The sequence below is a fragment of the Variovorax sp. UC122_21 genome, from assembly GCF_044056785.1.
GTDB lineage: Bacteria > Pseudomonadota > Gammaproteobacteria > Burkholderiales > Burkholderiaceae_C > Variovorax.
The window spans coordinates 2,374,536-2,390,367 of sequence record NZ_CP172003.1 but is presented as its reverse complement, the minus strand read 5'-3'; the positions used below and the strand labels follow the sequence as shown (position 1 = coordinate 2,390,367).

Below are 15,832 nucleotides of genomic sequence, written 5' to 3'. Positions count from 1 at the left end.
CGGAGGTACTTCGATGAACCTCACGAGCTACGCCCTCTCGATCGACGCGCCCGTGTGCCGCTACGTCGACCTCGACCTGCGGCTGGACCCGGACTGCGAACGCGAGCTGTCCGAGGACGAGCGCGTGCGCGCCTCGCGCCTGCACTTCGGCATCGACCGCGAGCGCTTCATCGCCGCCCACGTCGCGCTGCGGCGCGCGCTGGCCGAGCAGAGCGCGCTGCGCGCCGACACGCTGTGCCTGATCTGCGGCCCGTTCGGCAAGCCGTGGATGCCCGAGCGCCCGCGCATCCGGTTCTCGCTGAGCCACAGCCATGCACTGGCGCTGATCGCGGTCGGCACGCGCGGCCCGCTGGGCGCCGACGTGGAACACCTGCGCCCCGTGCCCGACGCGCTGACGCTGGCCGAGCGCCACTTCACGCCCCGCGAGTACGAGGCCCTGCTCGCGCTGCCGGCCGCGCGGCGCGGGCTCGCCTTCCTCACCTGCTGGACGCGCAAGGAAGCCTGCCTCAAGGCCATCGGCCTGGGCCTGCGGGTGCGGCCCGACACGGTGGAGGTGGGCCTGCGGCCCGAGCTGCGCAGCGTCGAGGTCCCGCTGGGCGGCCGCACCCTGTGGCTGGTGGTGGGCCCGGCGCCCGCGCGGGCCGGCAGCGTGGCCTCGCTCGCCGAATGGCGCGCGCCCGAGACGCTGTTCGACACGCCCGAGGCGCTGTCGCAGATGCTCGCCATGCAGGCCCTGCGCGCGAATCCGCGCGCGGCCTTCGCCGGCGACCCGGTCCGTGGCGTGGAGGTGACGCGATGATGGCCCGCCCGCTCATGTTCGGCCCGGCCTCGCGCCAGCTGTTCGGCCTGTTCCATCCCGCCGAACAGCCGCGCCCGGGCGACACCGCGGTGCTGCTGTGCCCGCCCTTCGGCCAGGAAGGCCTGCGCACGCACCGCTTCTTCAAGGTGCTGGCCGAGCGGCTCGCCCGCTCGCGCATCGCCACCCTGCGCTTCGACTTCCACGGCACCGGCGATTCGCCGGGCGACGAGCGCGCGGGCGAACTCGACGGCTGGCGCCGTGACCTGTGCTCGGCCCACGAGACGCTGCGCGGGCTCGCGCCCGACGCGCGCATCGTCTGGGTCGGCGCGCGCCTGGGCGCCACCCTCGCCGTGCTGGCAGCGCGCAACGGGCGCTGCGACCCGGCGCGGCTGGTGCTGTGGGAGCCGGTGATCGACGGCCCGCGCTATGGAAGCATGCTGCGCGAGCGGCACGTGGAGGCGGTCGACACCACCTTCTGCATTCCCGACCTCGGCTGGCGGCGCGGCTACCTGCGCGATGCCCAGGCCGTGCCCGAGGAGGCGCTGGGCGTGTCGCTGTCGGCGCAGTTGCGCGCCCAGCTCTCGGCGCTGGTGCCGGCATCGCTGCCGCTGACCGCGCTGCACGACACGCTGGTGCTCGCGCGCCCCGACGAGGCCCACACCGCCCCAGTGGGCGGCCGAGCAGCAGTCGCGACACATGCCGGTGCGCCTCGCCTACTTCCAGCACCGGCTCGACTGGACCGCCGATCCCTATCCCAACAGCGCCATGGTTCCGGCCGATGCGCTCAACCGCCTGCAAGGGGCCCTCCATGAGTGACATGACCCAAAGCCCGGTGCGCTTCGGCCACGGCGACGGCCTGCTCGGCATGCTGACCGAGCCCGTGCACTGCCAGCCGCTGCCGGTGTGCTGCCTGATGCTCAACATGGGCGCCAACCACCGCGTCGGGCCGCGGCGCATCAACGTCAAGCTGGCCCATGCGCTGGCCGCCCAGGGCATGAGCAGCCTGCGGCTGGACCTCGGCGGCATCGGCGACAGCGAGGCGCCCGGCGGCGCGAGCGCGGTGCCGCTGGCGCTGCGCGCGGTGCACGACCTGCAGGCGGCGATGGACCTGGTGGAAGCGCGGCTCGGCATCGGCCGCTTCGTGATCGTCGGCATGTGCTCGGGCGCCGAGCACGCGATGAGCGCCGGCATGGTCGATGCGCGCGTGATCGGCCTGTCGCTGTTCGACGGCTTCGCCTTCCCGCAGCGGCGCGCGCGCTGGGAACGCACGCTGCGCCGCGCGCTGGCCGCGCCCGCCCACCCCGCCTTCGCGGGCAAGGTGCGGCGCTGGATCGGGCGCGGCCTGTCGCGCTGGTTGTCGCGTTCCGGCGCGGCGCGACCGCTGCCGGGCTTCTTCAGCGAGGAGCTGCCGCCGGTCGTCGCCGAAGCCTGGTTCCGCGCCACCATGCGGCGCCTCTGGGCGCGCCAGGTGGCGCTGCACTTCCTCTACTCGGGTTCGCTGCATGTCAGCGACCGCGGACGCGACCAGCTCGGCGCCTTCCGCGACGAACCCTTCCTGCAGGCCGCGCAGTACGACTTCCTGCGCGACCTCGATCACACGGTCTGCACGGCCAGGGGGCAGCAGCTGTTCCTCGGCGCCGTGGGCGACTGGGTGATCGCCCGCGCCCGCGGCACCGCCGCGGAGCGCCGCAGCCCCGGCACCGCCGCGGCCCCGCTCGACCCTCCCATCGCGGGCGCCCTCGCGCCGCAGTGACCCCCACGGAATTCCAAGGACACCCCATGACGCCCCTCGTTTCAACCGCCCCCGCCGCGCACCCGGGGCGCCGCGCGCGCCTCGGCGCCGCGGCCTTGAACGCACTGCTCGCGCTCGGCCTGGCCGGCTGCGGCATCCCGGGCTTCAGTTCGCCCGACAGCGGCGCCTGGCGCAGTTCGGGCAGCACGGGCGCCAGCGGGCCGACCGGCGCGCGCGGCGAGCCGCGGATCGTGCCGATCACGCCCGCGCTGGTGCGCGAGCTGGCCGCGCGCCAGCCGACGGCTCCGTCGCCCGAGGTCCGCGAACTTTTCGGCAAGTCGCCGGCCTACACGATCGGCGCCGGCGACGTGATCGGCATCGTGGTCTACCGCCATCCGGAGCTGATGCCCAGCCAGGGCGCCGTGATCTCGCAGCAGACCGACGCCACCGGCGTGAGCGTCGCGCCGGGCTTCATCGTGGACGGCGAGGGCGAGATCAGCTTTCCCTACATCGGCCGCACCAAACTGGAAGGCCTGACCGAGAGCGCCGCCTCCGAGATGATCGCCAGGCGCATCGCGCCCTTCGTCAAGGACCCGCTGGTCAGCGCGCGCATCCAGACCTTCCGCAGCCGCCGCGTCTACGTCGAGGGCGACGTGCGCATGCCGGGCCTGCAGATCTTCACCGACGTGCCGATGACGCTGGCCGAGGCCCTGAGCCGCGCGGGCAGCGCCAACGCCAGCGCCGACCGCTCGCGCATCGTGCTCACGCGCGACGGGCGCGCGCTGACGATCGACCTGCCGGCGCTGCAGGTCCAGGGCTACGACGCGGGCCGCATCCCGCTGCGCAACGGCGACGTCGTGAACGTCGGCACGCGCGACGACAGCCGCGTCTACGTGATGGGCGAGATCCTGCGGCCCTCGGCCCTGCTGATGCGCAACGGCCGGCTGAGCCTCAACGAGGCGATCGGCGACGCCGGCGGCCCCGAGCTGCAGACCTCCTCGCCCGGGCAGATCTACGTGGTGCGCAACTCCAGCGGCGACGTGCCCGACGTCTACCACCTCGACGCGAAGAACCCGGTGGCGCTCGCGCTGGCGGACCGCTTCGAGCTGCGGCCGCGCGACGTGGTCTACATCGACCCGGTGCCGCTGGTGCGCTGGAACCGCGTGATCAGCCTGATCCTGCCCGCCGCCCAGGTCGTGAACCTCGGCGGCACGGCGAGCCGCCGCTGATGGCACGCCGCTCGCCGCGCTCCCCCACCCCCCGCCCCCGCCCCCGACAGACCACGAGGTGAACCCATGAATGCCCGATCGCTCATCGCGGCCTCCGCGCCCGCGGACCCGCCGGCCGATGCTCCCCTGGCGCGCTCGCGCCTGCGGGAACACATCGACCTCTTCCTCGACAACCGCTGGACGATCGCGAAGTTCGTCGCGGCCGCGCTGCTGCTGGGCGCGCTCTACACCCTGTTCGGTCCGCGCGTTTACGAGGCCAACGTGCTGCTGCAGGTGGAAGACGCCGAGCGCTCGGGCGGCACCCTGCTGGGCGAGTCGGCGAGCAGCGCGCTCAACGCCAAGACGCCGACCGCGGGCGAGGCCGAGATCCTCAAGTCGCGGCTGGTGCTGGGCCAGGCCATCGAGGACACCAAGCTCTACATCGAGGCCGAACCGCTGTACCTGCCGCTGGTCGGCGCCTGGCTCGCGCGCGGCAGCAAGGAACTGTCTGAGCCCGGCCTGCTGGGCCTGGGCGGCTACGTCCATGGCGCCGAGCGCATCGTCGTCGCGCAGATGGACGTGCCGCCCGAACTCGAGGGCTCGCGCTTCCTGCTCACGGCGGGCACGCGCAGCGGCTTCACGCTGACGCATCCGAAGCTGGCCGAACCGATCGTCGGCACGGTGGGGGCGCCGCTCGACGTGGAGACCGCGCTCGGCCCGCTGCACCTGCTGGTGGGCTCGATGGCCGGCCTGCCGGGCGCGCAGTTCGAGCTGGTGCGCCAGTCGAAGCAGCTCACGCTGCTCGCGCTGCAGCGCGACCTGCGCGTGATCGAGAAAGGCAAGCAGTCCTCGGTGATGGACCTGAGCTGGCAGCACGGCGACCGCATGCAGCTGGCCACCCTGCTCAACGAGGTGGCGCGGCTCTATGTGCGGCTCAACATCGACCAGAAGACCGCGCAGGCGCAGCGCGCGCTCGACTTCCTCGGCGGCGAGCTGCCCAAGCTCAAGTCGCAGCTCGAGCAGTCCGAGGAAGCCTACAACCAGTACCGCAACCAGAACGGCACCATCAGCCTGGACGACGAGGCACGCAATGCGCTGACGCAGAACGTGACCCTGCAGGCCAAGCTCTTCGACGCCACCCAGAAGCGGCTCGAGCTGACCGAGCGCTTCACCGCGCGCGATCCCAGCGTGCAGACCATCGACGCGCAGATCGCCGCGCTGCGCAAGGGGCTCGGCACGGTCGAGCTCAGCATCCGGCGCATGCCGCAGCTGCAGCAGAACGCGCTGCGCATGCAGCGCGACATCAAGGTCAACACCGACCTCTACGTGGCGCTGCTCAACAGCTCGCTGCAGATGCGGCTCGCGAAGGAGGGCCGCATCGGCAACGTGCGCGTGCTCGACCCGGCGCTGCAGCCCGAGAAGCCGATCCGCCCCAGGGCGGCGATCGCGATGGGCCTGGCGCTGGTGGCGGGGCTGTTCGCGGGCCTGGGCGCGGTGCTGCTGCGCCGCTCGTGGCGCGCCACGGTCGCGAGCCCGGCCGAGATCGAGGCCCACACCGGCCTCGAGGTCTACAGCACGGTGGCGCTGAGCCGACGCCAGCGCCTGCTCGACCGCGCGGCGCAGCACGGCCTGCCCGGCGTGCACGTGCTCGCCATGCAGCACCCCGAGGACCCGGCGCTCGAGGGCGTGCGCCGGCTGCGCACCGCGCTGAAGTTCGCGCTGCCGGGCGCGCGCAGACAACCGCATCATGGTGTCGAGCGCCACGCCCGGTGCCGGCAAGAGCTTCGTCTCGGCCAACCTGGCGGTGGTGCTCGCCGCCGGCGGCCGCCGCGTGCTGCTGATCGACGCCGATCTGCGGCGCAGCAGCCTGGGCCCGTACTTCGGACTGCCGCCGCGGAACGGCCTGGCGGAGCTGCTGCTCGGCGAGATCGACGAACGGGCCGCCATCCACCGCGACGTGCTGCCGCAACTCGACGTGCTGGCCAGCGGCATGCCGCCACGCGACCCCACCGGCCTGCTGTGCGGCGAGGCCTTCGCGCGGCTGCTCGAGCGGCTCTCGCAGCGCTACGACACGGTGATCGTCGATGCGCCGCCCGCGCTGCTGGCCTCGGAGGCGGCCGAGATGGCGGTCCACATGGGCACGCTGCTGATGGTGGCGCGCGCCGGCGACAACGAGCTCGGCGACCTGACGCAGAGCATCAAGGAACTTCGCCACGCGGGCGCGCGCTTCCAGGGCGTGGTGCTCAACGCGCTCGACGCGCGCCAGCGCTACTACGGCAGCTACGCCTACCGCTACGGCGCCTACCGGGTGCGCGCGCATGCGTACCCGGCCCTCGCACCGCCGCTGGCCGCGCCGGGCACCGCGGGAGCGGCCGCATGAGCCTGCTGCAGACCGCGCCGGCCGCGCCTTCGCTCGAGGGGCGCGCGCTGATGGCCGCCAAGCGCGGCGTCGACATCGCCATGGCGGGCAGCTTCTTCCTGTTGTTCGGCTGGGCCTATGCGCTGGTGTGGATCGGCGTGCTGCTGAGCTCGGGCCGGCCCGCGATCTACATGCAGCCGCGCTACGGCAAGAACGGCCGCGTGTTCCGCTTCTACAAGTTCCGCTCGATGGTGGCCGACGCCGACGGGGTGCTGGCACGCCACCTGCGCGAGGACGCGGCGGCGCGGCTGCAGTGGGCCAAGTACCAGAAGCTGGACCGCGACCCGCGCATCACGCCCTTCGGCGCGATCCTGCGCAAGTACAGCATCGACGAGCTGCCGCAGTTCTGGAACGTGCTCAAGGGCGACATGAGCATGGTCGGCCCGCGCCCCTGCATGTTCTCGCAGAAGGACCTGTACGGCGGCTACTGGGGCCGACTACTGCGCGGTGCGCCCCGGCATCACCGGCCTGTGGCAGATCAGCGGCCGCAGCGAGGTGAGCTACCGCCGCCGCGCCGCGATGGACGCCGACTACGTCGCCACGCTGTCGCTGCGCCACGACGTCGCCATTCTGTTCAAGACCTTCGCCGTGGTGGCCGGCGCGCGCGGCTCGGGCTAGCGAAGCCGCCGCATCGATCGATCCCGGATTTTTGAACTTCACGAAAGAACCTATGCGTATCTACGTTGCAGGCCATCGCGGCATGGTGGGCCAATCGCTCTCGAGGCGCTTGCGCGCCCTGGGCCACGAGGTCGTCACGCGCGACCGCGAGGCGCTCGACCTGCTCGACCAGGAGGCGGTGCGCCGCTTCTTCGCGAGCGAACGCATCGACCAGGTCTACCTGGCCGCGGCCAAGGTCGGCGGCATCCACGCCAACATGAGCTACCCGGCCGAGTTCATCTACCAGAACCTGATGATCGCGGCCAACGTGACGCACCAGGCCTTCCTCGCGAACGTCACGCAGCTGCTGTTCCTCGGATCGAGCTGCATCTACCCGCGCCTGGCCGACCAGCCGATCGCCGAGGAGGCGCTGCTCGGCGGCCGGCTCGAGCCGACCAACGAGCCCTACGCGATCGCCAAGATCGCCGGCATCAAGCTGTGCGAGAGCTACAACCGGCAGTACGGCGCCTCGCACGGCATCGACTACCGCAGCGTGATGCCGAGCAACCTCTACGGGCCCGGCGACAACTACCACCTCGAGAACAGCCACGTGGTGCCGGCGCTGATCCGGCGCTTCCACCTCGCCAAGTCCACCGCCGCGCCGAGCGTGCTGATCTGGGGCACGGGCCGCGCGCGCCGCGAGTTCCTCTACGTCGACGACATGGTCGACGGCTGCATCGCGGTGATGAACCTCCCGCGCGCCGTCTACGACGCGCACACCGAGCCGATGCGCGCCCACATCAACCTCGGCACCGGGGACGACCTGTCGATCGCCGAGCTGGCCGATCACATCCGCGAGGTGGTCGGCTACCGCGGGCGGATCGAGTTCGACACCTCGCAGCCCGACGGCGCGCCGCGCAAGCTGCTCGAGGTGTCGCGCGCCGCCAGCATCGGCTGGCGCGCCACGATGCCGCTGACCGACGGGCTGCGGCGCACCTATGCCGACTACAGCCGCGCGGTGCGGCCGGTCGAGACCCTGGCGCCGGCCTGAGCGCCGCCGCCCGCGAACGAACGAACGGCGAGACGCTCATGAGAATCCTGTGCTTCTGGTGCGGCCTCGCCGCGGCGATGCTGTGCGGCCTGCTCGACCCGGTGTGGGGCTACGTGGCGGTGTTCCTGCTGTCGCTGCTGCAGCTCGCGCTGCTCGGCGGCCCGGGCGCGAGCGTGTTCCTGCTCGTGCACTACACCACCCTGCTGACCTACTTCTCGCTCGCGCCGGCGATCCAGATCGCGCAGGACCTGAGCTTCTGGGAAGCCGGCGTGATCGGCACGGTGGCGCACACGCAGGCGCTGATGCTGCTGCTGTTGTACATGGCCGGCGTGGAGGCGGCGCGCTTCGGCGTCGTCGATCCGCCGTTGCGCCACGCCGCGGGCACCGCGCCGGCGCCCGGCGTGGCGCACCCGCTGCTGCTGCTGGGCCTGCTGGGCGCGGCCTTCGCGGTGCTGCTGGCGCGCGCCGACCTCAACTTCGTGGCGCGCGGCCTGCCCGGCGAGATCGAGAATGCGCCGCTGGACTTCATCGTCTATTCGACGCTGCCCAAGATGGTGGTGCTGATGTGCTTCGTCGCGCTGGCGATTCATGCGCTGCGCCAGCGCACGGCCACCGCCTGGTGCCTGGCCGCGCTGGCGCTGGCCGCGGCCGCGATCGCGGCGAACCCGGTCAACACCGCGCGCCAGATCCTGCTGATCGGCCTGCTGCCGCTGTTGATCCATGGCCTCGGCCGCTCGCGGCGCTGGACCCTGGCCTTCGTCGTCTTCGCCGCCATCGCGGGCCTGGGCCCGGTGTTCAACCTGCTGTCGCGCGGCAGCATGTGGGGCGAGTCGCTCGCGACCTTCCCCTACAGCCCCGACTTCGATGCGATGTACGTGGTGGCCGGCGTGCTCGAGCGCGCGCCCGCGCCCGATCTCGGCTTCGGCCGCTACCTGCTGTCGGCCTTCTCGTTCGTGCTGCCGCGCGACCTGAAGCTGTTTCCCGACTTCGACCCGCTGGGCTGGCCCGCCATCCTCGGCAACTTCTCGCAGAGCAACCTGTCGCTGGCGCAGTTCGCCACCGTCTTCTTCGACTTCGGCCTGCCGGGCCCGCTGGTGTTCGGCTTCCTGCTGTCGAGCCTGTTCCGCCGCATCGACCGCGCGATCGACACCCACGGTCCCGTCTCGCGCGGCTATCTCGCGGCGCTGGTGCTGCTCGCGGCCTACGTGCCGTTCATGCGCGGGCCGATCCTGGGCTGGGGACCGTTCGCGGCCTCGGGGCTGATCGCGGCGCTGCTGGTCGGTGCCCTGTGCACCGGCTTCGGTCCCGCGCGCCGCGCGCTTGCCCCACGTCCCGCCGCCCACGCATGAACTCCACGATGCCCGACTATCTCTTCTACGACACGCTGCGCCTCAACCGGGGCGCCGGCGGCGTGCTCAACGTCTCCGAGGTGCTGCTGCGCGGCATGCGGCTGTCGGCCGGCCAGGCGATCGCCTCGGCCAGCGAGCGGCATCCGCGGCTGTTCGAGCTCGCGCGCCGCAGCGGGCTCAGCCGCTTCGTGCTCGAGACCCTGCTCTACAACGCCCACCAGCTGCGCGCCTGGCTGTCGGGACGGCGGGTGTCGTCGCTGTTCCCGAACTACTTCCTGCCCTTCGCCCCGTTCGGCCGGCACCGCGACGCGATCGTGATCGTGCACGACCTGCAGTACAAGGCGCACCCCGAGCACTTCAGCCGCAGCAAGCGGCTCTGGCTCGACTGGAACCTGCGCCGGCTCGCGCGCAGCCACGCGCAGGTGGTGTTCATCAGCCGCAGCAGCCAGCAGGACTTCGAGCGCCATTTCGGGCCTTGCCGGCACTCGGCGGTGATCTTCAATCCGGTCGACGCGGTCGCCACGCCGGTCCCGCCCGACGCCCCGCCCGCGGGCGAGCGCTACCTGATCGCGGCCTACCACTACTACCCGCACAAGAACTTCGGCGGCACCTTGCGGCTGTTCGAGCGCATGAAGCGCGCGGGGCTGGTCGACCGGCTCGACATCACGGGCAACGGCGCGGCCGAGGTGGCGCGCATGGTGGCGGCCGAGGCGCCCGCGCTGCGCGGCTGCGTGCACCACCGCGGGCTGGTATCGCGCGAGGAACTGATCGGCCTGTACCGCGGCGCGCAGGCCTTCATCTCGCTGTCGCGCTTCGAGGGCTTCAACCTCTCCGCCGCCGAGGCGGCGACCCTGGGCGTGCCGCTGCTGCTGTCGGACATCCCGGTGCACCGCGAGCTGTTCGGCGGCTATGCCTTCCTCGTCGACGAGCGGCACTGCGACCTCGAGGCGCTGTCGCGCTACCTCGCGTCGCACCGGCAGGCACGCCCGGCGTGGGCGAACGCGCCGGCCTGCACGCCCGCGGCGGTGGCGGCGCGTTATCTCGGGCTGCAGCGCACGGCCGCTTCCTTCGAGGGCGCACTGCCATGACCCGCACGCTTCGTTCGTTCCTGGCTCGGACCCTGGCGGCGACGCTGCTCGCCGCGACGGCCGCGACCGCCCAGACCACCGTTCCCGCCGACCCGGCGCTCGCCGCCCCATGGCCCGCGCTGGCGCCGGCGGGCTTCGGCGTGATGGTCCACTACCTGCCCGACCGCCGTTCGATCGCCGACGTGGGACGCTTCGACGTGGAGGCCTTCGCGACCCAGCTGGCCGAGATGCGCGCCTCCTACCTGGTGCTCACGCTGGGGCAGAACAGCGGCCAGTACATCGCGCCAAATGCCGCGCTCGAGGCGCTGTGCCCGGCCAGCGCGCGCGACCGCCCGCCGCGCGACCTGCCGCTGGAGATCGGCCGCGCGCTGCGCCGCAGAGGCATCGCGATGGTGCTGTACCTGCCGTTTCGCGCGCCGCAGGACGATCGCTACCTGATGGGCTGCCTCGGCGACATCTCCGAACAGCAGCCGCCGCCCGCGCGCTTCATCGCGGGCTGGTCGCAAGTGATCGCCGAGTGGTCGCAGCGCTACGGCACGCTGGCGCGCGGCTGGTGGTTCGACGGCACCTACAACACGCGCGACATGACGTCCTCCGAATGGAACGCGCTGTGCGGCGCCGCGCGCAGCGGCGCGGCCGACCGCTGGCTCGCCTTCAACGCGGGCGAAGGACCGCAGCGCTTCAGCCTCAAGGCCGCGCCGTGCCAGAACCTGATGGCCGGCGAGTTCATGGATCCCCCGGCGCAGCTCACGGCGCCGCCCTCGGACCTGATGTTCCACGTGCTGACGCCGCTGGCCGCCTCCTGGGGCCGCGCGGCGCCGCCGCGCTTCTCGGCGGCCCAGGTGCGCGCCTGGATCGCCGAGGCGCGCGCGCGCAAGGGGCTGCTCACGCTCGATCTTCCGCTCGACGCCGATTTCCGCTTCCTGCCCGCGCATGTCGCGCTGGTGCGCAGCGCGACGGCGCCCGCTCCCTGAACCACCGCCCTCGCTCCAAGGCTCGCCGACCATGACCCAACCGCTTCCCTTCATCGTGGTGGAAGACCGCCAGAACAAGACCCTGGCGCTGTGCCGCGCATCGGCGGCCCGCGCGCGGGAGAACCTGCTGGTGCTCGCGGGCACCGAGGCCGGCGCGGACTACGAGCGCCTGTGCCGCAGCTACGTGCACCTGTCGAGCAACACGCCCGCGTTCGAGAAGATCTGCTTCCGGCGCTACTTCCTGCTGGCCGCCCACCTCGAGGCGCGGCCCGAATGCCGCGAGTTCGTGCTGCTCGACAGCGACGTGCTGCTGTTCCACGGCCTCGGCGCGCACGTGCGCCGCCTGGTCGGCGAGGCCGACTTCTCGGGCTCGTTCATCGAGCCCATCGACGGCTGGGACCCGTGCCAGATATCGCCGCACGTGAGCTACTGGAGCGCCGCGGGGCTGGCCGGCTTCGTCGCCTTCGTGCTCGACACCTACACCAGCCACGCGGGGCGCGCGACGCTGCGCGAGATCGCCGCGCGCTTCGCGGCCCGGGGCGAGCGCGGCGGCGTGTCCGACATGACGCTGCTGTACCTGTGGGCGCACGCCAGCGGCAATGCGCGGCCGATCAACCGCGTGTTCGGCGGCCGTGTCATCGACCACAACATCAGCAGCGCCCACAACCTGCGCGCCAACGAGTTCCGGCTCTTGGGCGGCGCCAAGCACCTGGCCTACCGCGACGGCCAGCCCTGCCTCACGACCCAGGCCGGCGAGTCGGTGCAGGCGCTGGCGCTGCATTTCCAGGGCCGCGCGAAGCTGGCCATGGGGCAGGCGCTGCGCGGTGGCACGCGCCGGGTCGCGCTGCTGACCTACGGGCTGCAGTTCGCGCGCCGGGCCAAGAACCGGGCCTTCGGCATGGGCCTGCTCGCGCGGCGCGTGCCCGCCGCCCATCGGCTCGGCGACCTGCCGGGCTCGAAATAGCGTGTCGCCGCAACGATCACGCCCCGCCATGCCGATCAGACCGCTCCGCCTGCCGTCCGCGCTGCCCCTGCAGGGGCTGGGCGCGCTGGCGTCGCGCTTCTACGTCTACCTCTCGGGCTTCCTCGCCGTCTTCCTGCTGGCCGCCAACGTGGCGCCCGCGCGTTTCGGCGCGTATTCGATCTACCAGTCGGTGCTCGAGGCGGCGCTGGTGGTCGGCACGCTCGGCAGCGCGCTGCTGTTCTCGCGCCATGCGGCCGGACCGGGCCCGCGGATCCGGCGCGGCGACCTGGTGCGCACGCTCGCGATCGGGCTGCCGATCGCGCTGCTGCTGGCGCTCGGCATGCTGGCGCTGCAGCGCGTGCCCGCGTCCGCCATGGCGCTGGTGCTGATGGCCGCCACGCTCGCCGTGTTCTCGTTCAACAGCCTGCGTCTGGCCTACAGCCGCGGGCTCGGCCACGCGGGCCTGCTGAACCTCGAATCCGGCCTGCGCTCGAGCATCCTGGTGCTGGGCGTGGTCGGCTTCGCCGCGCTGGGCCACGCGGGCGACGCCCTCGACGTGCCGCAGCTGCTGGCCATCAACCTGTTCGCCTTCGTGCTGGTGGCCGCGGCCATCGTGCGCACGGGCCGCGCCGGCCGGCCGCCGCGCGGTGCCGCCACCCTGGCGCTCTCGGCGCAGGGCGGCGCGACCGTCTATTCGCTGCTGCTGTTCCTGCTGCGCAAGTCCGACCTGCTGGTGGTGGCCTTCTTCATGCCGCTGGGCTACGTGGGCGCCTTCAAGCTCGCGTTCCTGCTGGCCGAAGCGCCGTCGCAGTTCGTGCAGGCCTTCCTCTACACCCGCACGCCCGCGATGCGCACCGCCAGCGCCGGGCAGCTCGAGGCCTCGGCGTTCCGGCTCGCGCGGCAATCCTTCCTGCTGGGCTGCGGCCTGTTCGCGGGGCTGGCGGCGCTGATCGTGCTGGCCGCGCCGCTGCTGAAGGTCGGCCACGAGGCGCTCGAGATCTTCCTGTGCATCGCGCCCTACTTCCTGCTGCGCACCTACACCGTGCACCACGAGATGCTGCTCGCGCTGCGCGTGCCGGTGGCTTCGCTGGCGCGCTGGGCGCTGCTCGAGGTCGGGTTGCGGCTGCTGTCGTACGCGGTGGTGATCCGGGCCTTTCCGGGCCAGCCGCACTACGTGTTCCTGCTCGCCTGCGCCAGCGACTTCGTGCTCTACGAGCTGCGCATGCGGCTGGAGTTCGGCAGCTATCCCATCGTGCGCATCGCGCGCGGCCTGGCGCACGGCGCGCTGCGGAGCCGGCCATGAAGATCCTGCTGCACTCGATGAACTTCGCGCCCGAGCTGGCCGGCGTGGGCAAGTACTCGGGCGAGATGGCGCGCTGGCTGAGCGCGCGCGGCCACGCGGTGCGCGTGATCGCGGCGCCGCCCTTCTTTCCGCAGTGGCAGGTGGCCGAGGGCCATTCGGCCTGGGCCTACCGGCGCGGCGACTGGCACGGCGTCGATCTGTGGCGCGCGCCGACCTGGGTGCCCGCGCGTCCGCGCACGCCGGCCCGCCTCGCGCACCTGGCCTCGTTCATGCTGTCGAGCCTGCCGCTGCTGCTCGCGCAGGCGCGCTGGCGGCCCGACGTGGTGATGGTGGTGGAGCCGCCCCTGTTCTGCGCGCCCGGCGTGCTGCTGCTGTCGAAGCTCGCGGGCGGCAGGTCGTGGCTGCACATCCAGGACTACGAGGTGGACGCGGCCTTCGGCCTGGGCCTGGTGCGCGGCGGCCGCGTGCGGCGCATGGCGCTGGCGGCCGAACGCTGGCTGATGGGGCGCTTCGACCGCGTCTCGACGATCTCGGCCGCGATGCTCGCCAAGGCCGCCGACAAGGGCGTGGCGCCCGAGCGGCTGGTGCTGTTCCCGAACGGCGTCGACCTGCGCGCGATCCGGCCCGCGCCTCCACGCGATCCCGAGGCACCCAACCCCGCCGACGGCTACCGCGCCGCGCTCGGCATCGCGCCCGACGCGGTGCTGGTGCTCTACGCGGGCAGCCTGGGCCACAAGCAGGGCATCGAGCTGCTGGCCGAGGCGGCCGCGCTGCTCGCGGATGCGCCGGCGCTGCACTTCGTCATCTGCGGCAACGGGCCGAGCCGCGCGGCGCTGATGGATGCCTGCCTGCGGCTGCGCCACGTGCACTTCCTCGACCTGCAGCCGGCCGAGCGGCTCGACGAGCTGCTCGGCAGCGCCGACATCCACGTGCTGCCGCAGCGCGCCGACGCGGCCGACCTGGTGATGCCCTCGAAGCTGACCGGCATGCTCGCGAGCGGCCGGGCCGTGATCGTGACCGCGCATCCCGACACCGAGCTCGGACGCGCCGTGACGGGCCGCGGCGTGGTGGTGCCGCCGGGCGACGCACGCGCGCTGGCCGACGCGATCGCGCAGCTCGCGGCCTGCCGTTCGCGGCGCGAGGCCCTGGGCGCGGCCGGCCGCGCCTTCGCCGAGGCCGAGCTGGACCAGGACGCGATCTTCCAGCGCCTCGAGGCCGAGCTGCTGCGCTGCCTCGCGAAACCCAGCGAGCAGCCCGCATCGCCATGAACGCCGCCCTCTCCCCTCCCAGGATCCTCGTGACCGGCGGCGCGGGCTTCATCGGCAGCCACGCCTGCGTGGCACTGATCGCGGCCGGCTACCTGCCGGTGGTGCTCGACACGCTGGTCAACAGCAGCGCGCGCTCGCTGGAGCGGATCGCGGCCATCACGGGCGTGGCACCGGTCCTGGTGCGCGCCGACGTGCGCGATGCCGCGGCGCTCGAGCGGGTGTTCGCCGCGCATACCTTCGGCGCGGTGCTGCACCTGGCGGGGCTGAAGGCGGTCGGCGACTCGGTGGACGACCCGCTCGGCTACTACGAGGTCAACGTGGCGGGCACGCTGGCGCTGGTGCGCGCCATGGACGGCGCGGGCGTGCGCCGGCTGGTGTTCTCCTCCTCGGCCACGGTGTACGGCGACACGGCGAGCTCGCCGATCCCCGAGAGCGCGCCGCACGCCGCCGTCAATCCCTACGGCCGCACCAAGGCCATGGTCGAGACGGTGCTGCTCGACCTGGCGCGCGCCGACGCGCGCTGGGGCATCGCCTGCCTGCGCTTCTTCAATCCCGTGGGCGCGCACGAGAGCGGCCTGATCGGCGAGCACCCGAACGGCCGCCCCAACAACCTCATGCCCTACATCTCGCAGGTGGCGGTGGGCACGCGCGCGCACCTGGTGGTGCACGGCACCGACTACGACACCGCCGACGGCACCGGCGTGCGCGACTACGTGCACGTGATGGACGTGGCCGAGGGCCACGTGGCCGCGCTGCGCCACGTGACGCGCGAGCCGGGGATCCTGATGGCCAACCTCGGCACGGGGCGCGGCGCCTCGGTGCTCGAGGTGGTCGCGGCCTTCGAGCGCGCCAGCGGCCGCGCGATCGCGCTGCGCCTCGGACCGCGGCGCCCCGGCGACGCGCCGGCCTACTGGGCCGACGCGGCCAGCGCCCAGGCCCGCTTCGGCTGGCGCGCGCGCCGCAGCCTCGACGACATGTGCGCCGACAGCTGGCGCTGGCAGGTCGGCAATCCGCACGGCTTCGACGAGGCCGCGCCGCCACCACCACCCCCCACCGCTTCCGCTACCCCGAACGCCTTTC

Annotated in this window: 13 protein-coding genes and 3 pseudogenes; all 16 read left to right on the top strand. The window is 72.9% G+C overall.

The features are described from left to right. The first annotated feature begins 13 nt into the window (after positions 1–13). On the top strand, positions 14–799 hold the full coding sequence (locus ACHMXE_RS11860) for a 4'-phosphopantetheinyl transferase family protein (protein ID WP_395346134.1): 786 nt from the start codon (positions 14–16) through the stop codon (positions 797–799). Beyond that, a complete protein-coding gene (locus tag ACHMXE_RS11855) occupies positions 796–1,611 on the top strand; it encodes a serine aminopeptidase domain-containing protein (RefSeq protein ID WP_395346133.1) in 816 nt (271 codons plus the stop codon). The genes ACHMXE_RS11860 and ACHMXE_RS11855 overlap by 4 nt, the downstream gene beginning before the upstream one ends. Beyond that, a complete protein-coding gene (locus ACHMXE_RS11850) occupies positions 1,608–2,552 on the top strand; it encodes a hypothetical protein (RefSeq protein WP_395346132.1) in 945 nt (314 codons plus the stop codon). Before ACHMXE_RS11855 ends, ACHMXE_RS11850 begins: the two co-directional genes overlap by 4 nt. Positions 2,553–2,578: 26 nt before the next feature. Continuing rightward, positions 2,579–3,760 (top strand): polysaccharide biosynthesis/export family protein, encoded by a 1,182-nt coding sequence (locus tag ACHMXE_RS11845; protein ID WP_395346131.1) that lies wholly within the window; start codon positions 2,579–2,581, stop codon positions 3,758–3,760. A gap of 66 nt (positions 3,761–3,826) precedes the next feature. Beyond that, positions 3,827–5,188, top strand: a pseudogene (locus ACHMXE_RS11840) (GNVR domain-containing protein); the annotation flags it as partial. Between the two features lie 298 nt (positions 5,189–5,486). Then, the gene (locus tag ACHMXE_RS11835; protein ID WP_395347363.1) at positions 5,487–6,119 is read left to right on the top strand and encodes a tyrosine-protein kinase family protein; all 633 of its coding nucleotides are present in this window, start codon (positions 5,487–5,489) and stop codon (positions 6,117–6,119) included. Then, a pseudogene (locus ACHMXE_RS11830) lies at positions 6,116–6,508 on the top strand (sugar transferase); the annotation flags it as partial. The gene ACHMXE_RS11835 and the pseudogene ACHMXE_RS11830, both read left to right, overlap by 4 nt. Positions 6,509–6,605: 97 nt before the next feature. Further along, a complete protein-coding gene (locus ACHMXE_RS11825; RefSeq protein ID WP_395347362.1) occupies positions 6,606–6,776 on the top strand; it encodes a sugar transferase in 171 nt (56 codons plus the stop codon). Between the two features lie 52 nt (positions 6,777–6,828). Beyond that, positions 6,829–7,806, top strand: coding sequence for a GDP-L-fucose synthase family protein (locus ACHMXE_RS11820; RefSeq protein WP_395346130.1), 978 nt, complete (start codon positions 6,829–6,831; stop codon positions 7,804–7,806). 38 nt (positions 7,807–7,844) lie between these two features. Continuing rightward, the gene (locus ACHMXE_RS11815) at positions 7,845–9,155 is read left to right on the top strand and encodes a hypothetical protein (protein WP_395346129.1); all 1,311 of its coding nucleotides are present in this window, start codon (positions 7,845–7,847) and stop codon (positions 9,153–9,155) included. Beyond that, positions 9,152–10,243 carry a glycosyltransferase gene (locus ACHMXE_RS11810; RefSeq protein ID WP_395346128.1) on the top strand — a complete coding sequence of 364 codons (1,092 nt, stop codon included), beginning with the start codon at positions 9,152–9,154 and terminating at the stop codon, positions 10,241–10,243. The genes ACHMXE_RS11815 and ACHMXE_RS11810 overlap by 4 nt, the downstream gene beginning before the upstream one ends. Further along, positions 10,240–11,217 (top strand): hypothetical protein, encoded by a 978-nt coding sequence (locus ACHMXE_RS11805; RefSeq protein WP_395346127.1) that lies wholly within the window; start codon positions 10,240–10,242, stop codon positions 11,215–11,217. Before ACHMXE_RS11810 ends, ACHMXE_RS11805 begins: the two co-directional genes overlap by 4 nt. A gap of 31 nt (positions 11,218–11,248) precedes the next feature. After that, a complete protein-coding gene (locus tag ACHMXE_RS11800) occupies positions 11,249–12,181 on the top strand; it encodes a hypothetical protein (RefSeq protein ID WP_395346126.1) in 933 nt (310 codons plus the stop codon). 28 nt (positions 12,182–12,209) lie between these two features. Then, positions 12,210–13,484, top strand: coding sequence for a lipopolysaccharide biosynthesis protein (locus ACHMXE_RS11795; protein ID WP_395346125.1), 1,275 nt, complete (start codon positions 12,210–12,212; stop codon positions 13,482–13,484). Beyond that, complete coding sequence (locus tag ACHMXE_RS11790) at positions 13,481–14,752, top strand: glycosyltransferase WbuB (protein ID WP_395346123.1); 1,272 nt, start codon at positions 13,481–13,483, stop codon at positions 14,750–14,752. Before ACHMXE_RS11795 ends, ACHMXE_RS11790 begins: the two co-directional genes overlap by 4 nt. After that, positions 14,749–15,783: pseudogene (gene galE / locus ACHMXE_RS11785) on the top strand (UDP-glucose 4-epimerase GalE); the annotation flags it as partial. The gene ACHMXE_RS11790 and the pseudogene galE, both read left to right, overlap by 4 nt. Between the last annotated feature and the right edge of the window lie 49 nt (positions 15,784–15,832).